This is a genomic window from Pseudoalteromonas sp. DL-6 (genome assembly GCF_004328665.1).
Taxonomy (GTDB): Bacteria; Pseudomonadota; Gammaproteobacteria; order Enterobacterales; family Alteromonadaceae; genus Pseudoalteromonas.
Map to the genome: position 1 here is coordinate 1,515,089 of NZ_CP019770.1, position 19,026 is coordinate 1,534,114.

Annotated in this window: 17 protein-coding genes and 1 tRNA gene; 11 read left to right on the top strand and 7 right to left on the bottom strand. The window is 39.6% G+C overall.

The annotated features are described in order from the left end of the window. Window positions 1-66 precede the first annotated feature (66 nt). Both B1F84_RS06975 and B1F84_RS06980 read left to right on the top strand, forming a co-directional pair. Entirely contained in the window at window positions 67-1,140 is a 1,074-nt protein-coding gene (locus B1F84_RS06975; protein WP_076920267.1) for a histidine kinase, read from the top strand. Beyond that, window positions 1,137-1,961: a LytTR family DNA-binding domain-containing protein gene (locus B1F84_RS06980; RefSeq protein WP_076920268.1), complete on the top strand. Its 825-nt coding sequence runs from the start codon at window positions 1,137-1,139 to the stop codon at window positions 1,959-1,961. Before B1F84_RS06975 ends, B1F84_RS06980 begins: the two co-directional genes overlap by 4 nt. A 74-nt stretch (window positions 1,962-2,035) precedes the next feature. On the opposite strand, the gene pyk is transcribed toward B1F84_RS06980, so the two are convergent. Beyond that, window positions 2,036-3,472 carry a pyruvate kinase gene (gene pyk / locus B1F84_RS06985; RefSeq protein WP_076920269.1) on the bottom strand — a complete coding sequence of 479 codons (1,437 nt, stop codon included), beginning with the start codon at window positions 3,470-3,472 and terminating at the stop codon, window positions 2,036-2,038. A gap of 350 nt (window positions 3,473-3,822) precedes the next feature. Here pyk and gndA point away from each other — a divergent pair, with 350 nt between their 5' ends. Continuing rightward, on the top strand, window positions 3,823-5,196 hold the full coding sequence (gene gndA, locus B1F84_RS06990) for an NADP-dependent phosphogluconate dehydrogenase (RefSeq protein WP_076920270.1): 1,374 nt from the start codon (window positions 3,823-3,825) through the stop codon (window positions 5,194-5,196). 67 nt (window positions 5,197-5,263) lie between these two features. On the opposite strand, the gene ansA is transcribed toward gndA, so the two are convergent. Next, window positions 5,264-6,274: an asparaginase gene (gene ansA, locus B1F84_RS06995; RefSeq protein ID WP_076919580.1), complete on the bottom strand. Its 1,011-nt coding sequence runs from the start codon at window positions 6,272-6,274 to the stop codon at window positions 5,264-5,266. 70 nt (window positions 6,275-6,344) lie between these two features. Then, a complete protein-coding gene (gene sppA / locus B1F84_RS07000; RefSeq protein WP_131690991.1) occupies window positions 6,345-8,210 on the bottom strand; it encodes a signal peptide peptidase SppA in 1,866 nt (621 codons plus the stop codon). A gap of 297 nt (window positions 8,211-8,507) precedes the next feature. Here sppA and B1F84_RS07005 point away from each other — a divergent pair, with 297 nt between their 5' ends. From B1F84_RS07005 to B1F84_RS07035, 7 genes are all read left to right on the top strand, one after another. Next, entirely contained in the window at window positions 8,508-10,469 is a 1,962-nt protein-coding gene (locus B1F84_RS07005; protein ID WP_131690992.1) for an NADPH-dependent 2,4-dienoyl-CoA reductase, read from the top strand. Between the two features lie 88 nt (window positions 10,470-10,557). Further along, window positions 10,558-11,241: a DoxX family protein gene (locus tag B1F84_RS07010; RefSeq protein WP_131690993.1), complete on the top strand. Its 684-nt coding sequence runs from the start codon at window positions 10,558-10,560 to the stop codon at window positions 11,239-11,241. A 116-nt stretch (window positions 11,242-11,357) separates the two neighbouring features. Beyond that, a complete protein-coding gene (locus B1F84_RS07015; RefSeq protein WP_076921092.1) occupies window positions 11,358-11,906 on the top strand; it encodes an NAD(P)H nitroreductase in 549 nt (182 codons plus the stop codon). Window positions 11,907-12,109: 203 nt separating this feature from the next. Then, window positions 12,110-12,487: a hypothetical protein gene (locus B1F84_RS07020; RefSeq protein WP_205988854.1), complete on the top strand. Its 378-nt coding sequence runs from the start codon at window positions 12,110-12,112 to the stop codon at window positions 12,485-12,487. Between the two features lie 92 nt (window positions 12,488-12,579). Next, window positions 12,580-12,670 (top strand) — tRNA-Ser (locus B1F84_RS07025). 114 nt (window positions 12,671-12,784) lie between these two features. Then, window positions 12,785-13,108: a hypothetical protein gene (locus B1F84_RS07030; RefSeq protein ID WP_131691912.1), complete on the top strand. Its 324-nt coding sequence runs from the start codon at window positions 12,785-12,787 to the stop codon at window positions 13,106-13,108. A 69-nt stretch (window positions 13,109-13,177) separates the two neighbouring features. Continuing rightward, a complete protein-coding gene (locus B1F84_RS07035) occupies window positions 13,178-13,795 on the top strand; it encodes an FKBP-type peptidyl-prolyl cis-trans isomerase (protein WP_008112467.1) in 618 nt (205 codons plus the stop codon). Window positions 13,796-13,884: 89 nt separating this feature from the next. On the opposite strand, the gene B1F84_RS07040 is transcribed toward B1F84_RS07035, so the two are convergent. Then, window positions 13,885-16,299: a TonB-dependent receptor gene (locus B1F84_RS07040; RefSeq protein ID WP_131690995.1), complete on the bottom strand. Its 2,415-nt coding sequence runs from the start codon at window positions 16,297-16,299 to the stop codon at window positions 13,885-13,887. Between the two features lie 171 nt (window positions 16,300-16,470). Further along, a complete protein-coding gene (locus tag B1F84_RS07045) occupies window positions 16,471-16,860 on the bottom strand; it encodes a YkgJ family cysteine cluster protein (protein ID WP_076919574.1) in 390 nt (129 codons plus the stop codon). Between the two features lie 204 nt (window positions 16,861-17,064). Between B1F84_RS07045 and B1F84_RS07050 the strand changes: the two genes are divergently transcribed. Next, window positions 17,065-17,490 carry a tetratricopeptide repeat protein gene (locus B1F84_RS07050; protein WP_205988847.1) on the top strand — a complete coding sequence of 142 codons (426 nt, stop codon included), beginning with the start codon at window positions 17,065-17,067 and terminating at the stop codon, window positions 17,488-17,490. Window positions 17,491-17,562: 72 nt separating this feature from the next. Here B1F84_RS07050 and yfaE read toward each other — a convergent pair whose 3' ends face one another. Both yfaE and nrdB read right to left on the bottom strand, forming a co-directional pair. Then, window positions 17,563-17,835, bottom strand: a complete 273-nt coding sequence (yfaE, locus tag B1F84_RS07055) for a class I ribonucleotide reductase maintenance protein YfaE (protein WP_076919572.1) — start codon at window positions 17,833-17,835, stop codon at window positions 17,563-17,565. Continuing rightward, window positions 17,835-18,965 carry a class Ia ribonucleoside-diphosphate reductase subunit beta gene (nrdB, locus tag B1F84_RS07060; protein ID WP_131690997.1) on the bottom strand — a complete coding sequence of 377 codons (1,131 nt, stop codon included), beginning with the start codon at window positions 18,963-18,965 and terminating at the stop codon, window positions 17,835-17,837. The genes yfaE and nrdB overlap by 1 nt, the downstream gene beginning before the upstream one ends. Window positions 18,966-19,026 lie beyond the last annotated feature (61 nt).

Genomic DNA, 19,026 nt, shown 5'->3' on the forward strand with positions numbered 1-19,026 from the left:
TTGGTAGTGCTATACCCGTTGATAAATCGATATAATAGTGACAAATTTACAAGGTAATAATTAATTTTGAATTGGCAGTCTTTGATTGATAACAGACAACGCTTTTTCTGGCTTTTGCAAATTGCTGGCTGGATAGGGTATGCGTTAGTTAACTATATTGGTTCTAAAGTATTCGAAATGCGTGATATTTACGTATTCGTTATTTTACTCAATGCCTATGCGGGCTGTTTAATGACTGTCCCTTTGCGTTATATTTATCGCAAAATTTGGAACTCCTCACCTTGGGTCTTAATTATTGTTGTATTTGGTGCCTCTTATGTAACAGGTACGCTCTGGGCTGTAGTACAAAAGTTTAATTTGTGGGAGATATATCGCCATGGTTATCGTCCTGAAGAATGGTTTTATTATTTACAGCAAGGGCTAGATTCCGTTTATATTATTTTGTGTTGGAGTGGCTTGTACTTTGGGGTTAAGTATTACCAGTTACTACAAAGTGAACGTCAAAAAGCGTTAAAAGCAACCACAATGGCGCACGAAGCGCAGCTCAAGATGCTCAGGTATCAGTTAAACCCGCACTTTTTATTTAATACCCTTAATGCTATTTCCACTTTAATTTTGGTTAAAGAAAACAAAGATGCTAACTTAATGGTGTCTAAGCTGAGTGACTTTTTACGTTACACGCTCAATACTGATCCAATTAAAAAAGTGCCGCTAGAGCAAGAGCTACATGCATTAATGTTATATTTAGAGATTGAACGTGTGCGCTTTGATGAACGGCTACAAGTTAATGTTGATGTGAGTGATCAAGCACAACAAGCCTTGGTACCTAGCCTAATATTACAACCGATCATTGAAAATGCTATTAAGTATGCCATTGCCCACATGGCAGAAGGTGGCGTGATTGATATAAAAGCACAAGTATTTGCTAATGAATTATTACTTGAAGTGGGCGATAATGGTCCTGGCACTGAAATTGTAAATGGCCAGTTAGTTAATGCACAAGGCGTGGGTGTGGCAAATACCCGAGACAGATTAAAAACGCTCTACGAAAATAATTACTCGTTTGTATTATCACATAATACGCCAAGTGGATTAAAAGTTAATCTGCGAGTCCCGTTTGAGAAGGCTGTGAAGAAATGACAAGAATAAAAACGCTTATTGTTGATGATGAACCATTAGCACGTAAAGGTTTAGCCGTCAGGCTTGAAGAGTTTTCTGATATTGAAGTGATCAAACTATGTAGCTCAGGAGCCGATGCGATTGAAAGCTGCAAAAACGAAAAAATTGACCTCGTGTTCTTAGATATTCAAATGCCTGGGATGAACGGCTTTGAGGTTGCGCGCGCACTGAGTGAAAGTAGTAAAGATTTGCCAGCTATTGTGTTTGTGACTGCGTTTGATCATTTTGCTGTTAAAGCATTTGAAATCCATGCTTTAGATTACATTTTAAAACCCGTTGATGATAACAGATTAAAACAGGCGGTAGAAAAAGTGCATACCTATTTAAAAACACAGCAGGACAACGCCCATAAGAAAAAATTAGCTAGCTTTGTAGCTGGAATAACGGGTAATAACTGTGAAGAGATTTTAAAGAAATTAGCCACAGGTGATACCTTAACTGATCGTCGCTACCCTGAATCATTAGCAGTAAAAGAGCAGGGCGAAATTGTCAGAGTGCCAGTTGCTACCATACAGTGGGTAGATGCAGCGGGTGATTATATGTGTTTACATTGCCAAGATGGGCAAACGCATATATTACGTAAAACCATGAAAGAGCTAGAACAAGAGTTAGATCCAAGCTTATTTGTACGTGTCCATCGCAGCGCAATTGTTAACACTAAACAAATTAGTAAGCTGGTTACTCAGGTAAGTGGTGAGTACCTATTGGTACTTGAAAACGGTCAAGAGCTCAAAGTTAGCCGAAGCTATCGAGACAAAGTAAAAGCAGCGCTGGCAAGCTAAATTAACCAGAGTTCAGGTTAAATTAACAGCATAAAAAACGCGAGCATATAGCTCGCGTTTTTTTGTAGTAACTTTTACGAAACAGTCACAATCTTCATCGTGTTGGTTGCACCAATCGTTTCCATCGCATCACCATGGGTGATAATCACGGTGTCGCCTACTTGCAGTGAGCCTGCAGCCACTAATGTGCTTAATGCGTCTTTAACCATGTTATCTTTTTCACATTTTGTAGAGTCAAAAAACACTGGGTAAACACCACGGTATAGTGCTGTTTGACCTAATGTACTGGCATGACGTGAAAGTGAGTAAATGGGTAAGCCAGAGCTAATGCGCGACATGAGTTTTGCTGTGCTACCTGATTCAGTCAGGGTAATTATCGCTTTCACAGAATCTAAGTGGTTCGCTGCATACATTGCAGAGAGTGCAATTGATTCCGCATTAGATGAGAAACGGCTATCTAAACGATGCTTAGAAACATGGGTCTCTTTTTGCGACTCAGCACCTAAACAAACGCGTGCCATTGTGGCAACGGTTTCTTCAGGGTAATCACCTGCAGCTGTTTCCGCTGAAAGCATGACTGCATCGGTGCCATCAAGCACAGCGTTGGCAACATCCATTACTTCTGCACGGGTTGGCATTGGGTTATCGATCATCGATTCCATCATTTGCGTGGCCGTTACAACAGTACGATTAAGCGAACGGGCACGACGAATAATGAGTTTTTGCTTACCCATTAGTGCAGCGTCACCAATTTCAACACCTAAATCACCACGGGCAACCATCACAGCGTCAGACGCTAAAATGATATCATCTACTGCTTCTTGTGTTTCTACTGCTTCAGCACGTTCAATTTTAGCTAAAAGCTGTGCATTAGAGCCTGCAGCTTCTGCAAGAGAACGTACATAACGCATGTCATCGCCACTACGCGGGAAAGAAACGGCAATATAATCAACATTAATTTCAGCCGCTGTGATTAAATCTTCTTTGTCTTTGTCGGTAAACGCAGGCGCGGTTAAGCCACCACCTAAACGATTAATCCCTTTATTGTTCGATAGTACGCCACCCACAGTAACAACAGTGTGCACTAAGTGACCTTCAACATGCTCTACAGTAAGCTGAATTAAACCATCGTTTAAAAGGAGTAAATCACCAGGAGCCACATCTTGTGGTAGCTCTTTGTAATCAATACCAACGGCATTAATATCGCCTTGGCCTTTTTCCATTTTTGCATCAAGAACGAATTTTGCACCAACCGCTAAAGTCACTTTACCTTCTTTAAAGGTCGAAACACGGATTTTAGGGCCTTGCAGGTCAGCAAGAATTGCAACGTGCTTACCCAATTTAGCAGCTATATCTCGAACAGCTTGTGCACGGTCTTTATGATCTTGTGCAACACCATGTGAGAAGTTTAATCGAACGACATTAGCGCCTGCACGAATAATTTTTTCTAAGTTATTATCTCTGTCTGTTGCAGGTCCAAGTGTCGCGACTATTTTTGTACGTCTTAACATTAAATTCTCCTGTGCGCTTATTTTAAGCAAGTTGACGGTTATTTTGTTTTTTGCGATTACTAATAAAGAGTAATCTTTAGTTTTATGCAATTTTTATAACATTGCGACTATTATATACAAAATGAATATGTCATCATTATGACACCGGTGTCACAGGGCGTCAATGATCTAAAAATTTAAATAGCAGCGCTATTTCTTCCCCTGTGAGGGCGGTTGTTTGATATAATTGCAGTGTTTATTTTAACTGTAATAAATGCATGTAGCTTTGCTCATGGCTTAGGTCTGAGTATAATGCACGCGGTATTATTTTAATTTACTAACCAAATAGTTGTTACCGAGGAGGGCACTAAATGCAAGTTGCATTAGTAGGGTTAGGCGTTATGGGGAAAAATCTTGCCCTGAACTTGATTGAAAAAGGGATAACGCTGGTCGCTTATGACAAAAACCCAAATGCGGGTGAAGAATTATTAAGTTGTGCTAAATCACAAGGCATGGCTGACAAACTTCACATTGTCTCTGATCTAGGGGATATGGTTAGGCGTTTAGAAACACCGCGTTCTATTTTACTACTTGTGCCTGCGGGTGAATTGGTTGATGCGGTTTGCAACGAGCTGATTGAAGCGGGTGTTCAATGTAGTGATATTATTGTTGATTGCGGAAACAGTAATTATAAAGATGGTATTAATCGCAAGCTAAAATACCAAGATAAGTTTGAATTTGCCACTATGGGTATTTCAGGTGGTGCTGAGGGGGCGCGTCATGGTCCGGCTATGATGGCAAGTGGTTCTGAAGGTGGCTGGGAGCGTGTCGAGCCATGGTTTACAAAGGTTGCTGCAAGCTACAAAGGCGAGTCGTGTTTTGCACGTGTTGGCCAATCAGCCAGCGGTCATTTTGTAAAAATGGTTCATAATGGAATTGAATACGCACTGATGCAACTTATTGCTGAGGTGTATCAGCTACTTCGTCACGGAACGAACCGCTCACCAAAAGAAATTGCTGAGATATTTAATGAATGGTCGCAAGGCCAGTTAAATAGTTATTTACTATCAATTTCTAGCCATATTTTATCACTTGAAAATTCGCAAAATGTGCCGCTTGTTGATTTAATTGATAACAAAGTTGGCGCAAAAGGCACAGGCTTATGGACAGCTCAAAATGCACTTGAGCTAGGTATTGCGGTACCGTCATTAGTGGCTGCTGTTCAAGCTCGTCATTTAACTAATGCATGCAATACCACTGCTGCACAAGAGATGACATACAGCACGCAAAATACTACCCAGGTTGATGTTGATTTAGATGAATTAAAAGATGCATTCACCCTTGCAAGTTTGCTGGCGTATCGCCAAGGACTTGCATTAATTAAAGGTGCTTCGCGTACTCATCAGTGGAAAGTTGATTTAGCTAAAACACTACAAACATGGCGTGCAGGGTGTATTATTCGTGCAGATTACTTAGATAGTGTCGCGCAAGGTGTCGAGTTTATTGACACCCTTGAAAAAGAGTCACTTGCTATGCGTAAAGTAACGGGTCAAGCAGTTATGACCGGTCTGGCATTCCCTGTACTGAGTGCAACACAAACCTATTTAGCAACGTTAACAACACCAAGTAATGGGCATTTAGTTCAAGCCCAGCGTGATTACTTTGGTGAGCATGGCATTAAAACCCACAGTGGTGAAACGTGTCACTTAACTGACTTAGTTGATATTGACGCAAAAGTTCGTTAATAAAATCTAACTAAACTAAAAAGGACGCTTCATAGCGTCCTTTTTTGTTATTCGTTTAGCTGAATACCTAACGAGTTAACTCACCACGCAAATTATCTTGCATTAAATGGCGAATCGTTTCGACCTCTAAATTTTGACTAAAAAGATAATGCAATTTAGTTAAACACGCTTCTAAGGTCATATCAAAACCACTGATCACGCCTATGTTTAACAGCGCATTACCTGTGGCGTATCCGCCCATATTTACTTGGCCTTTTAGGCATTGAGTGAGGTTTGTGATAATAACGCCGCGCTTACTTGCCTCATCAAGGATATCTAAAAACTCAGGGTCTTGCGGTGCATTACCAACACCAAAACTTAACAATACCAGCGCTTTAATATTGCCATTAACTAAGCTTTTAACCACTTCTTTGCTGATCCCTGGGTATAAATACAACACACCAATGGCTTGCGGTGTAATAGGGGTAACTTGTAATTCATTTTCTACATACGGACTTAATTGCCCTTTGATCAGTTGAATATTAATGCCAGATAGCGCTAATGGTTCTAAATTAGGTGAGGCAAATGCATCAAATCCATCGGCATGGGCTTTAGTTGCACGATTACCTCTGAACAACTGATTATTAAAAAACAAACTGACTTCTGCTATCGGGTAGTTAGCGGCTAAATACATGGCATTAAGTAGGTTAACTTGGCCATCTGAGCGCAATTGTGAGAGCGGAATTTGTGAGCCGGTTACAATAATAGGTTTTGTTAAGTTTTCAAACATAAACGACAAAGCCGATGCAGTATAGGCCATGGTATCTGTACCATGAAGTACCACAAAGCCGTCGTAATCTTGGTACTTACTTTTTATGTCATCAGCAATAAGTTGCCAGTGGGCAGGAGACATATCTGAAGAGTCAATGAGTGGGCAGTACTCATGAATATCGAACAATGGCATTTCTTCACGATTAAATTCTGCGTTATTAACCACGGTTTCGGTTAAAAACCCTTCGGCAGGAATATAGCCGCGGATTGATTTTTTCATTCCTATAGTACCGCCAGTATAAGCGATATAAATGCGTTTACGTTTCATAAAAAAAGCCCAGTAAAAAAACTGGGCTTAGTATAACGCTAAGTGCTAATCAATACAGCCTGTTAGGGCATTATTGTGCAACTGTACATTCTAAACAGCGCGCATAAACACCTTGTGGATCGTTATAATCTTTCAGGTTTTCTACTTCGCTACTTAATTGCTTAATCACAGTTTGCAGATTAGCTTGGCTAGCTAATACTGCTGATTTTTGTGTTTCAAGTCCAAGTACAGATTTAACCGCGGCGCTACCAAAAATATCTTGAAGCATTTTTTCTTGCGGGCTAAGCGATTGTTTAATTGTTTTAACTTCATAGAAGTTAAGCTTAGCAAGTTCGGCAGCCGCTTTGATAGCATCTTGCTTGTTACCTAATTTATCAACTAAACCAAGCTCTTGTGCTTGAGATGCAATCCAAACCCGACCCTGGGCAATTTTATCAACTTGCTCTGGGGTCATATTACGTGCATCGGCAACCACATTTAAAAAACGCTCGTAAGCTTCTTCAACACTCATTTGAATCACTTGTGCCATTTTTTCATTTAATGGGCGAGTGATTGAAAAACCGGCCATTTCTGTAGTGGCTACGCCATCAGAGTAAACACCGATTTTAGCTAAGGTATCTTCAAAGGTCATAAAGGTACCAAACACACCGATAGAACCGGTAATTGTACTCGGTGCAGCCCAAATTTCATTTGCCGCTGATGCAATCCAATAACCACCTGATGCAGCGACTGAACTCATTGAAGCGATAACAGGTTTACCTGCGGCTTTAAGCGCCAATACTTCGGCACGAATAACTTCAGAAGCAAACATGCTGCCACCGCCAGAGTCAATACGCAGTACGACTGCTTTGACTTTGTCATCAAGGCGTGCCTTGCGTAATAGCGCAGCTGTTGAATCACCGCCAATCTCACCGGCACGACGTTCACCGTCTACAATGGTCCCTTTCGCTACAACAACAGCCACTTTTTCTGTCATCGGGTTATCAAATGCAATAGGCGGTTTAACTAAGCTTAAGTATTCACCAAAAGACACTTGTTTAAATGTTTTACCGTCTTCTTCAGCGCCAACTAGATCAATTAACTGCTGACGAATTTGTTGATTAGTTTTAAGTGAATCAACCCATTGGTTATCCAATGCGTATTTACCAGCATCCCCATTGGCTGCCTGCATTTTGGCTAAATAGGTATCCATTGTTTCATCAAAATTCGATTCGTCAAATGGGCGCACCGCACTTACATCTTGCTTATATTGCTTCCACAAAGCACCTAACCATACGCTGTTAGCTTCTTTGGCAGCTTCTGACATATCATTCCTGATGAAAGGTTCAACCGCTGATTTAAATGTACCTACACGAAATATATGCTGCGTGACTTCTAATTTTTCTAATGCTTCTTTAAAGTAAAGCGGGTACATACCGTAGCCTTCAATCATCACACTCCCGTAAGGGTGCATAGCAATTTCGTCTGCATGCGCAGCAATATAATATTGTGCTTGGGTATAATAATAGCCTGAGGCAATTACTTTTTTACCTGTTTCTTTAAATGCATCAATTGCATGAGTAATTTGCTTAAGCTTATTTAAGTGCGCTTTTGGCATTTCTTGTAGATCAAGTAAGATAGCACTAATGCGTGAATCTTGTGCCGCTTCATTGATTACTTCAATTACATCATCAAGTAATATTTCAGTAGGCGTATCGGCACTTGCAGTTGCATCATTTATGGCCGCCTCAACAGGATCTATGTAGGTTTTTTCTTCTACAATAGGGCCATTTAGGTTGAGCCTGAGGACTGAGCCCTCTTCGACAATGATTTTATCGCCGTCACTTGATATTGAGACAATGAAAATGATAACCAAAAATAAAAATAATAAGTTTAGTACTAAACGACGCGAGAAATTAATCCCTGTCCATATACCTTTAAATACCTTCGCTATCAAAATAGCTCCTTAAATTCGTACAGCTAAAACGTTATTGCCATAGTAGCTTAGAATATAAATTAATTTAACTGCTAAATCGTAACGAAACATTTATAAATTCAATTACACTTATGATTATATGAATGTTTATGCCGCTTTTAGCCGTGTTGTAGTATTAACGGTTATACATAAAATGACCGTATTTAGGTTAGTTTAAATTAAAAATTTTAAGTTTAAGCTGCTCATATATTGCTTATTCTGCGTCATTAACGCAAAATTGAACAAACACACAGGTTAGACCAGTTATTGGGGCACAGGATGTTAGAACAAAAACTAGAACTAAAACACACACAACTACGCAACCGTTTAGTAATGGGATCAATGCACACCGGCCTTGAAGAGGGTTGGCACAATCGTAAACGTCTTCGTGCTTTTTATGAGGCACGTGCCAAAGGTGGCACTGCGATGCTTATTACTGGGGGTTATAGCCCTAATTTACGCGGTAAGCTCACGCCTATCTCTTCATCATTCAATAGTTATTACGACGTATTTAAACATCGCGCGTATACGCAAGCAGTTCACCAACATGGCGGAAAAATATGTTTGCAGTTATTACATGCAGGGCGTTATGCGTATCACCCTTTTAATCAAGCACCGAGTGCTATTAAAGCACCAATTAATCCTTACAAGCCTAAGGCAATGTCTTTAAGCTCAATTAATAAAACGATTAAAGACTTTGCTAATTCTGCTTATTTAGCCGAAAAAGCCGGTTACGATGGCGTAGAAGTAATGGGCTCAGAAGGTTATTTGATTAATGAGTTTATGGCACCGCACACTAATAAACGAGATGATGAATTTGGTGGTAGTCTTGAAAACAGAATGCGTTTAGCCGTTGAAATTGTAAAAGCGGTGAGGGCGAAAGTATCGGATAAATTTTTAATTATTTTTAGACTCTCTGTGATTGATTTAATCCCTGATGGTTCAACCCCAGATGAAGTAACACAACAAGCAATTGCACTTGAAAAAGCGGGTGTTGATATTTTTAATACCGGTATTGGTTGGCATGAAGCGCGCGTACCGACAATTGCTAGTATGGTACCTCCGGGTGCGTTTAAAGAAGCGTCAAAGCGCTTGAAAGATGTTATTAGCGTGCCTGTTATTGCGGTAAACCGTATTAATACCCCAGAGATTGCCAATGATATTTTAAATGCGGGTGAAGCTGATTTAATTTCTATGGCCCGTCCATTATTAGCCGATCCAGAATTTTTTAATAAATACGCGGCGAAGCAGTCTGAGCATATTAATATTTGTATTGGTTGTAACCAAGGCTGTTTAGATCATGTATTTAAAGGTAAGCGGGCTACCTGTTTAGTTAATCCACAAGCCGGTTTCGAGCTTGATTACCCGCTAGAAAAAGCAGAGAAAGCTAAAAACGTATTAGTGGTTGGCGCTGGACCTGCAGGGTTATCGTCTAGCTGTTATTTAGCGCAAAAAGGGCACAATGTAACTCTGATTGATCAAAAGCAGCACATGGGTGGTCAATTCAATTTAGCCATGCAAATACCTGGTAAAGAAGACTTTAACCATACATTGGCTTACTTCACTAACGAACTTAAGCGTCTCAATGTAACCATTGAGTTAGGTAAAGCATTTGATGACAGTATGCTAACGCAGTTTGATGATGTGGTATTTGCAACTGGCGTAAGACCGCGTGAAGCTACGATTAAGTGCAGCGATGATAAGCGTATTTTTGCCTACGATGAAGTGATCCGCGGTGAAGTCGAGCTAGGCAATTCTATCGCTATACTCGGTGCAGGCGGTATTGGTTTTGATATGGTGGCATTTTTAAGTGAGCATAAGTCACAAAGCATCAGCGATTTTAAAACTCAGTGGGGCATAGAGTGTGAAGCTCAACCGCATAAAGATGATCGTCAGCTTTACATGCTAAAACGCAGTGCAGGGCGCTTTGGCGGTGACTTAGGTAAAACAACTGGTTGGATCCACCGTCAAGTTGCCAAACAGCATGGTGTTAAACAAATTGCAGATTGCCAATACCATAGTTTTGATAAAAACGGCCTTACTATTAGTGTTGCTGGTGAAACTCAAGTACTGCCAGTTGATACGGTTATTGCCTGTATTGGTCAAGTGTCTAACGACGAGTTATTTAAGGCGCAAGCTGAGAACGCCAAAGTGCATGTTATAGGTGGCGCTAAACTCGCTGCTGCTATTGATGCTAAACGCGCAATCTTTGAAGCGTTACAAGTAGCAAGGGATATTTAATTTTTAAGTGTGAAATAATTTAACCCTGTGCGCGGTCATGTTTGTTTATAGTCTATACCTAAATAAACAATGAACATACAGATTGCGCATGAAAAAATTAATTACGCTTTATGACAATATTAAGGGTAAATTATCTTTATTAGATGGTTTACCTGCTTTGCTTTTTCGCTTGATTTTAGCGCCTGTTATGATTATCGCAGGCTATAATAAACTCGCAATAAGCGGTGATACCAATGGTTTTTTTTATCATTTTTTAGCCTCTGATGATGTCGTTCAGTGGTTTGGTAATAGTGAGTGGGGTTTAGGATTACCATTTCCTGATTTGCTGGCCTTTTTAGCAGGTTGGAGTGAGTTTTTAGGAGGTTGGTTTTTACTTATTGGTTTATTTACGCGTTTAGTGAGTATTCCACTGATGTTCACAATGGTGGTTGCAGCAACAACGGTACACTGGCATAACGGCTGGTTTGCTATAGCGCCAACAAATCCACAAACAAGTGCAGCCCAAGTACTTGATTGGCTATCAATCCCCGGTGCCAAAGAAAGCCTTGAAAACTCAATAGAAGTAAAAGTCCGCATAGATAAAATTAGCAGCTTAGTGCAAGAGTACGGCTTTGCAGATTACTTATATGAAAAAGGAAAACCAGCAATACTAAATAACGGCATCGAATTTTCTGCTATTTATTTTGCCATGTTACTGAGTTTATTTTTTACGGGAGGTGGGCGCTTTGTAAGCCTAGATTATTGGTTTAAACGCGATACCTTACATCAATAGCTAATAGCATATAAACACTCGCATCATTAATTTTATCTGCTTGATAGTTTTGACCTACAGTGTTTATTTTTTACTTATAAATGTTACTCTTACGTTTTGAATTTTGAGAGCACACTATGGATGCTATTGAGCTTTTATTAAGCCGTCAATCTGATGCAAAGTTGACAGAGCCAGGCCCTAATGAAGAACAATTAAACATTATTCAGCAGGCTGGTCTGAGAGTGCCCGATCATGGCTGTATTGCACCGTGGCAATATATTATTGTTCAGGGTGATGCGCGTCATAAGTTGGGTGAAATTTATTATCAAAGCGCTTTAGCAGAGCAGCAGGCCGAAAAAGTAATTAATCGCGCTAAGGAGTTACCGCTTAGAGCCCCAATGATTATTATTGCGATTGCAAAATATCAACCACACCCAAAAGTGCCTAGAATTGAACAAGTACAAAGTGCAGGTTGTGGCGTATTGGCTATGCAACAAGCCGCATTTGCACAAGGTTTAGGTGGTATTTGGCGCACGGGTTACTTTGCACAAAGCGTAAGTGTTAAACAAGCACTTAACTTAAGTGATGATGATGAAATCGTGGGTTATTTGTATTTAGGGACGCCTGCAATCGAATGTAAAAAGTCACCGAGGCACAAGCCAGAAAACTTTTTTAGTTTTTTGTAAAAATAGTATGAACTTTTTATATTCAATATAGTCATAATTCATTAAGTTAATCGTGTTACACTACAGCGGTTAATATTGTAGCTGCGAGAAGCGCACGGAAGCACCATACGCAATAAATCTTCTTCAGTTTGTTTTTTAATCGGTTGTTTTTTGGTAATGTATGGAAAGTCTTACCAATAATAACGATAAAGAAGACGAAAATGATGGGAAATTTATTTTTACGCGAAAAAGAAAACTGGTTTGCTTGGTCAATCTGGGGTGTTGTTGGCGCGCTTGCGACATTTTATGTTGCAATGAGCACTCAAGCTGAGCATTTTATTGCTGCGACAGCAATAGGGGTGCTGGTATTGCTAACATGGTGGATGCAACAGTCGAAACGATTTGATTTTGGCAGAGCCTTTAAAATATGTTGTTATGTTTTATTGTTCACCTTACTGCCTTCATTTATATTGGTTGTGATCCCAAGTGATGATTTTAATCGCTTCGATTTGATATTCCAAAGTATTGCATTTTTAACAGCCAGCTTATTGGTATGTTTAGTGTGCTCTTGGATTGCACGTAGGCCTAAACAATATTATTAGTAACTAAAACGGTTAATATTTAACTATTTAGCTGGTTTTATTAAAATAGGACTTTACAAGCTAAGCGTATGATCTTATTATGCGCGCCGTACGGAGAGATGGCAGAGTGGTCGAATGCACCGGTCTTGAAAACCGGCAGGGGTTTATAGCCCCTCTAGGGTTCAAATCCCTATCTCTCCACCATTATTTAAAAAACCGCCTTATTGGCGGTTTTTTGCTATCTGGAGCTTTATCATGTCACAGTCCCCGGAGTTATCCTTTTCTAAACGTTTACTTAAGCACATCCTGCTATGGACTGTGTTTGGTTATTGTTACCAAAGTGCCATATCGTTATTACAAAAAATGGCTATTGATGCTTATCCAGACGATGCACTGATGATGACCTTATTATACGCCGTTGGGTTTAATACTTTATCGGCGCATTTAATCACAAAATACGATCATTTTTGGCCAGTATGGGGCGCGTTTTATATTGGCATTATTGGTTTAGTGGCTGTGCCTCTTTTGCTGGTCGGTGTGGCCGGATTGTTGTCGATGAGCTTACTTGTTGGAATTTTGCTCAGTTTACCTGTATGTACCTTTGCTATTGGTTTAATTAAAGAAAAACTCAATAAAAACTAGCCCCAAACGGCTTTTATTTTGTGATAGCATATACGGGTCTTTTAACTAACAAAACGTGAATAACACATTATGTCAGATAATTTTACTACAGATGCTGAAAAAGCAAGTTACGGTATTGGCTTACAAATGGGTGAGCAACTTAAGGCTAACCCTTTTGAAGGTTTAAACTTAAATTCAGTATTTGAAGGCATGAAAGATGCGTATGCAGGCAGTGCTTTTCAAGTAGAGATCCCTGAAATCCAAGCTGCGTTTGAGAAAATTAACGAAGAGATCCAAGCTCGTCGTGAAGAAGAAGCTAAAGTATTGGCTGCTGAAGGCATTGCATTTTTAGAAGAAAACGCAAAACGTCCTGAAATCACAGTAACTGAGTCAGGTCTTCAGTACGAAGTACTTGCAACAGGTGAAGGCGAGAAGCCAACTGCAGAGTCTACAGTACGTGTTGATTACCACGGTACTTTAGTAAACGGTACTGTTTTTGATAGCTCATACGAGCGCGGTCAACCTGCTGAATTCCCAGTAGGTGGCGTGATCAAAGGTTGGACTGAAGCATTACAAATGATGCCAGTAGGTACAAAATGGCGTTTATACGTTCCTCATGAGCTTGCTTATGGTGAACGTGGTGCCGGTGCAGCAATCGCACCTTACTCAACACTTGTATTTGACGTTGAGTTACACGCAATTCTTTAATTAGAACGCACATAACATTTTAGTTATGAAAAAACCGCATTCATTAATTTGAATGCGGTTTTTTATTGTCTCTTTAAACTTATCTCGGTTTAAAAGTAGCCTCTCACTCCAAATTGGAAATTACGTCCAGGAAGTGGCGCCGTGTCTTTAATAAACGAGCTATGTACAAAGCCAAGTTCATCAGTAATGTTATCAATACTCAAGTAGAGCTGTGTATCCACTGCACCTAAATCAAGCTGATAATTGGCTTGTAAATCAATCAATGTATAGCCATCTGTTGCTGTTTCGTATGCACTAATATCATTTTGTTCAAAGTAATGTGTTCCTGTTAAGGTAAATTGCGCGCTACCTAGGGTGTATTGCAGTTCTGAACCCAATTTATTAGCAGGAATGCGTGGTAAATTACCTTCATTATCTTTTAGCTTGGCACGAGTTGAGTCACCAAATACTTTTACCATGGCGCTGGGGTTTATTTGATAATGTACATCAAATTCAAAACCATACAGCTCAGCATCTTTACTAGTAAATTGATAAACATCAATCGCATCGCTGTGACCACTGGTTGCAGCTTCAAAACCATCCATCTCATCAAACACTAATCCTGTGTTTTGCTGATAATAAAAGTTTTTAATATCGTTATAGAAAAAGTTTACGGTGTAACCAAAGTCACCGCTAAAACGACGTAAACTAATATCCAGGTTGGTTGATGTTTCTTGTTTAATTTCTTCAGGCTCAAAATGCGCTTCGTTACCTTCAATATGGTAACCCAAACCAAGTTCGTAAGTCCCTGTGGCAACATGAACACCGTTAGAAAGTAACTCAGCTGAAAGTGGCGCTCGCTCTGAATGTGACAAGCTAACAGCTAGGTTATGACTTGGCATATATTCCCAAATCGCACCCGCTGAGGCGCTTAGATTAGTAAAGCTCTGCGTGTAGTTAATTGTTTCATCTGTTGATACAGGTTCGTCATCATGGCTGTGTTGATGCGTATCTACATCACTTTTAATATCATAATCTTCTAAACGGGCACCAAGCTCTATAGTGACATCGCCAAAGGTACGCTCTTCAAGTAAATATAACGCATGTGTTGTTGTAATACTTGCGGGCGTAAAGGCTTCTTCGCCAATCGCATCATAATCAGATTCACTGTAGTGATAGCCAATCATGCCATGCCATTGGCCTAACTGGTGCTCTAGGTTTAAACGTGCTTCAGTGGTTTCATTACTAAAAGTGGTGCCAATTGCGCCATCTTCAATTTCACTATGCGTATAGTCAGTGTAACCAAGGCGAAGGTTAATAGATTCAATCCAGTTGTCATGAAACGAATAACTGACCAGCCCTTGCCAACGGTCTTGTTCTAAATGAGCATAAACAGGGGTTTCTTCATGTTCTTCACCTGCGTGTTCTTCATGTTCTTCACCTAAGTGTTCTCCATGCTCGTCTTCTTCTTCATGACCATGCCCATGATCATGTGAATGGCCAGGAATACCATAATCTGTTTCTATATTGCCGTATGAAAAGCCAACGGTTAAATGCTCACCCACATAACTCGTACCAAAATTAACTGTTTCACTGTCTATAAAGGTATTTTCAACTGAAGTCGCTGTTTCTTCATCACCTTCAACATGCAGTTCACCTTCTTCATGTTCATCTGGTAAGTTAAAACGAGGTGTTTGGTAATCATCACCGCTGCGTTTAGTACCATCAAAATGGAAATTAAAGTTATTGCTGCCAGTTTCTAGTTTTGCAGCGTAGGTATTCGCATTTGAAACAGTATCGTGTGTGTATTGCGCAGCTCCAGATAGAGACTCAATATTATTAGTTGGAATACGGTTATCAACCACATTCACTACACCGCCAATAGCGCCAGAGCCATAAAGTAGGGTGCTTGGGCCACGTAATACTTCAATTTGCTCAGCCGCTAAGCTATCACTTGATGTCGCGTGATCAGGTCCAATGCGAGACGCATCGCTGCTATCTAAACCGTTTTGAGTAATTTTAACCCTAGGACCACCTAGGCCGCGAATAATCGGGCTTGAAGAAACAGGGCCAAAATAACTGGCATTAACACCAGGAATGCCTTTAAGTGTTTCACCTAGGGTGGGTTTGGCTTTATTTTTAAGTTCATCACCTGATAGAACACTCACCGGTGAAATCATTTCTAAGCTATTTTTATGCAGTGCCGAGGCATATACAACAACAGTTTCAACCGAAGAGGGCTTTAATGTTACATTAATTGTATTGTCTGTATTTTCAAGCGATATGCGTGAGTCTTGGTAATTATCTTTACTAATATGTAATTGGCTTTTAGCATCTATATCGATACTAAACTGACCTTGTGCATTACTTTGTACACTTTGTGACTTACCATGAACATGAATCGTCGCATTGGCAATGGGTTGCTTGTTTGCATCTGTTACTGTGCCATTAATCGTCGCTGCTAGTGCAGAGTGAGAACACAAAACAGACAGTAGTGCTGAGGATATGAGTGTTAGCTTAGTCATAATTACTTCAATTCGTGGTTGTTATGTTGTGATATAATATAACACTACAAAATTGCGCTATCAACAATGTTATACTATAACTTTTAAATTTGCGTTGAATGACAAAAAAATAGCGATAAATTAAAATAGCAGCTCAATATGACAGTTCATGTATTTGTTATATGTATTAGTTTAAGAGCGACTATCTATCATTAGTATGTCTAACGTCTTTTGCGCTTTAAAATGATTTTGTTTATCGGCAGGCTCAAGCATTTCACAGCCATCGTTTATCATTTCTGAAATTAAGCTAGGGTAGTGTCGGCAATCTTGGGGGCGGTCATGATAAATACTGCAGGTGTATTTATCTTTCTCTTGTGGAAATGTTTTACTGGCAAGCTCTAAAAATGGGCATTGTGTTAATTGCTCACCTGTTTTTGGATCAAACCATAGCTTATCGTTTTTAACATATTGAAATATCTCAGGGTTAAATAGTGCCCACATTTCAATTTCTTGCTGATTTGTATCTAAATTTGCTGCACCATATTTAGTGCAGCATTTACCACATTGATTGCAATTTTGCATAGGGTAGATATTGACTGTTGCTATTAAAAGTAAGTATTAAGTGTAGCACTCTAATGTCGGCGTGATTCAATTAAACAGCTTTTTATCGCTTATAATACTTTTGTAACAACGCATCGCTTAATAATAATGTACTATTAGGTATATATTTCGAATACGGCGCTCTTAAAAACTCAAAAAGGCGCGTTAATAAGGTAGCGAGTAATTATGAATACTAAAGTATACAAAGCGGTTCACGATTTGGCGGAAAAGCTGATGGCAGCGGCTAATAAAAATGATACTAAACAGTTTGAATCTTTATATGCTGAGCTAAAAGCTATTTGTATTGAAAACGAAAATACAGCGAAAGATCACCCTGTTCAGTGGGAAACATTGGCTGATTTCACCGAAGAGCTAGAAGAAGCTATCGAGACTTACGAAAAAGCGTTACAGAAGTCGATAGAAATTAATAACAAAGATCATATGTCGTCTGTTGCCTTTTCTATGGCTACTTTACAGCTTGAGCTGGGTGATAAAGAAGCAGCAATCAAAAATCTACAAGATGCCAAAGTCAGTGCGAATAAAATTGAAGACAAAGAATTAAAATCAGAGATCCATGATTTATTAGAGTCTTTGGTTGAAGAAGAAGGTTAAGCTCATTTAGCGTAATTTAAAAGCGTAGTAATAAACTCGTTGTTGTTTTGCTGTGCTTTTAGATTTTGCTGATCACTTTAAATTAATACTTATATCACCATTTGGTTTGCAACAGCATAGTAGTATTTCACCATCGCGAACAAACGCTAACGGCTCTTCATTGTAATTAACTTCACCTGAGACAAGTGTTGCACGACACGCACCGCAATATCCCTCACGGCATTGGTAAGCGGCATCAATCTTATTTGATTCTAGGCAATGTAAAAGAGAAGGGCAGCCAGCGGCAAAATCAATACGCTGGCTGTTATCTGCAAGCGTGATACTTGCAGTCGTTCTATCAGTCATTATAAATCGAAGTCACCAAATTCATCGGCATCTACTTGTGAATCAATTTGACCAACTAAGTATGAGCTAATTTCGGCTTCTTGGGGAGCAACTTGCACGTTATCCGACACTAACCATGAGTTGATCCATGGAATAGGGTTACTGTTATTTTCAAACTGTGCAGGTAGACCAATCGCGGTCATACGCGCATTGGTAATGTATTCAACGTACTGACATAGAATGTGTTTATTCAAACCAATCATCGAGCCATCTTTGAATAGGTATTCGGCCCATTCTTTTTCTTGCTCTGCGGCTTCAACAAACATCTTAATTGCTTCTTCACGGCATTGTGCGGCAACAATCGCCATTTCAGGGTCATCTTTGCCATCTTGCATGATATTTAAAATATGCTGAGTACCTGAAAGGTGAAGTGCTTCATCACGGGCAATAAGCTTTATAATTTTAGCATTACCTTCCATCAATTCACGCTCTGCAAACGCAAATGAACAGGCAAAGCTCACATAAAAGCGAATAGCTTCAAGGATGTTCACTGACATCATGGCCAGGTACAATTTCTTTTTCAGCTCAAATAAATTAACGACTACGGTTTGGCCATTAATTTCGTGTTTGCCTTCACCGTATAGGTTGTAAAGCGATACAGAATTGATTAGGTCATCATAATAAGTAGTAACGGCATCGGCACGCTCACTAATTTTTTCATTGCTAACAATGTCATCAAAAATAAGTTCAGGTGCTTGAGTTACGTTACGAATAATATGGGTGTACGAACGACTATGAATAGTTTCACTAAACGCCCATGTCTCAATCCATGTTTCTAGCTCAGGAATAGACACAATTGGTAATAGTGCTACGTTAGGCGAACGACCTTGAACACTATCAAGCAACGTTTGGTATTTTAAGTTGCTTAAAAATATATGCTTCTCGTGATCGGGAAGCGCTTGAAAGTCTAAACGGTCTTTACTTACATCAACTTCTTCAGGTCGCCAAAAGAAAGACAATTGTTTTTCAATTAATTTTTCAAAAATAGGGTATTTTTGTTGATCGTAACGTGACACGTTAACGGTTTGACCAAAAAACATTGGCTCTTGCATTTGGTTATTATGATTTCTGCTAAAAGTAGTATAAGACATGTTTATCACTCAAAAAACTATCACTAAAACTATCAGGACAAAGCGGGCAAGGCGCCCGCTT

Coding starts and splice junctions, on each gene's coding strand:
- B1F84_RS06980 (WP_076920268.1), top strand. CDS start 1,137: ATGACAAGAATAAAAACGCTTATTGTTGATGATGAACCATTAGCACGT.
- pyk (WP_076920269.1), bottom strand. CDS start 3,472: ATGTTAAGACGTACAAAAATAGTCGCGACACTTGGACCTGCAACAGAC.
- gndA (WP_076920270.1), top strand. CDS start 3,823: ATGCAAGTTGCATTAGTAGGGTTAGGCGTTATGGGGAAAAATCTTGCC.
- ansA (WP_076919580.1), bottom strand. CDS start 6,274: ATGAAACGTAAACGCATTTATATCGCTTATACTGGCGGTACTATAGGA.
- B1F84_RS07005 (WP_131690992.1), top strand. CDS start 8,508: ATGTTAGAACAAAAACTAGAACTAAAACACACACAACTACGCAACCGT.
- B1F84_RS07010 (WP_131690993.1), top strand. CDS start 10,558: ATGAAAAAATTAATTACGCTTTATGACAATATTAAGGGTAAATTATCT.
- B1F84_RS07015 (WP_076921092.1), top strand. CDS start 11,358: ATGGATGCTATTGAGCTTTTATTAAGCCGTCAATCTGATGCAAAGTTG.
- B1F84_RS07020 (WP_205988854.1), top strand. CDS start 12,110: ATGGGAAATTTATTTTTACGCGAAAAAGAAAACTGGTTTGCTTGGTCA.
- B1F84_RS07035 (WP_008112467.1), top strand. CDS start 13,178: ATGTCAGATAATTTTACTACAGATGCTGAAAAAGCAAGTTACGGTATT.
- B1F84_RS07040 (WP_131690995.1), bottom strand. CDS start 16,299: ATGACTAAGCTAACACTCATATCCTCAGCACTACTGTCTGTTTTGTGT.
- B1F84_RS07045 (WP_076919574.1), bottom strand. CDS start 16,860: ATGCAAAATTGCAATCAATGTGGTAAATGCTGCACTAAATATGGTGCA.
- B1F84_RS07050 (WP_205988847.1), top strand. CDS start 17,065: ATGAATACTAAAGTATACAAAGCGGTTCACGATTTGGCGGAAAAGCTG.
- yfaE (WP_076919572.1), bottom strand. CDS start 17,835: ATGACTGATAGAACGACTGCAAGTATCACGCTTGCAGATAACAGCCAG.
- nrdB (WP_131690997.1), bottom strand. CDS start 18,965: ATGTCTTATACTACTTTTAGCAGAAATCATAATAACCAAATGCAAGAG.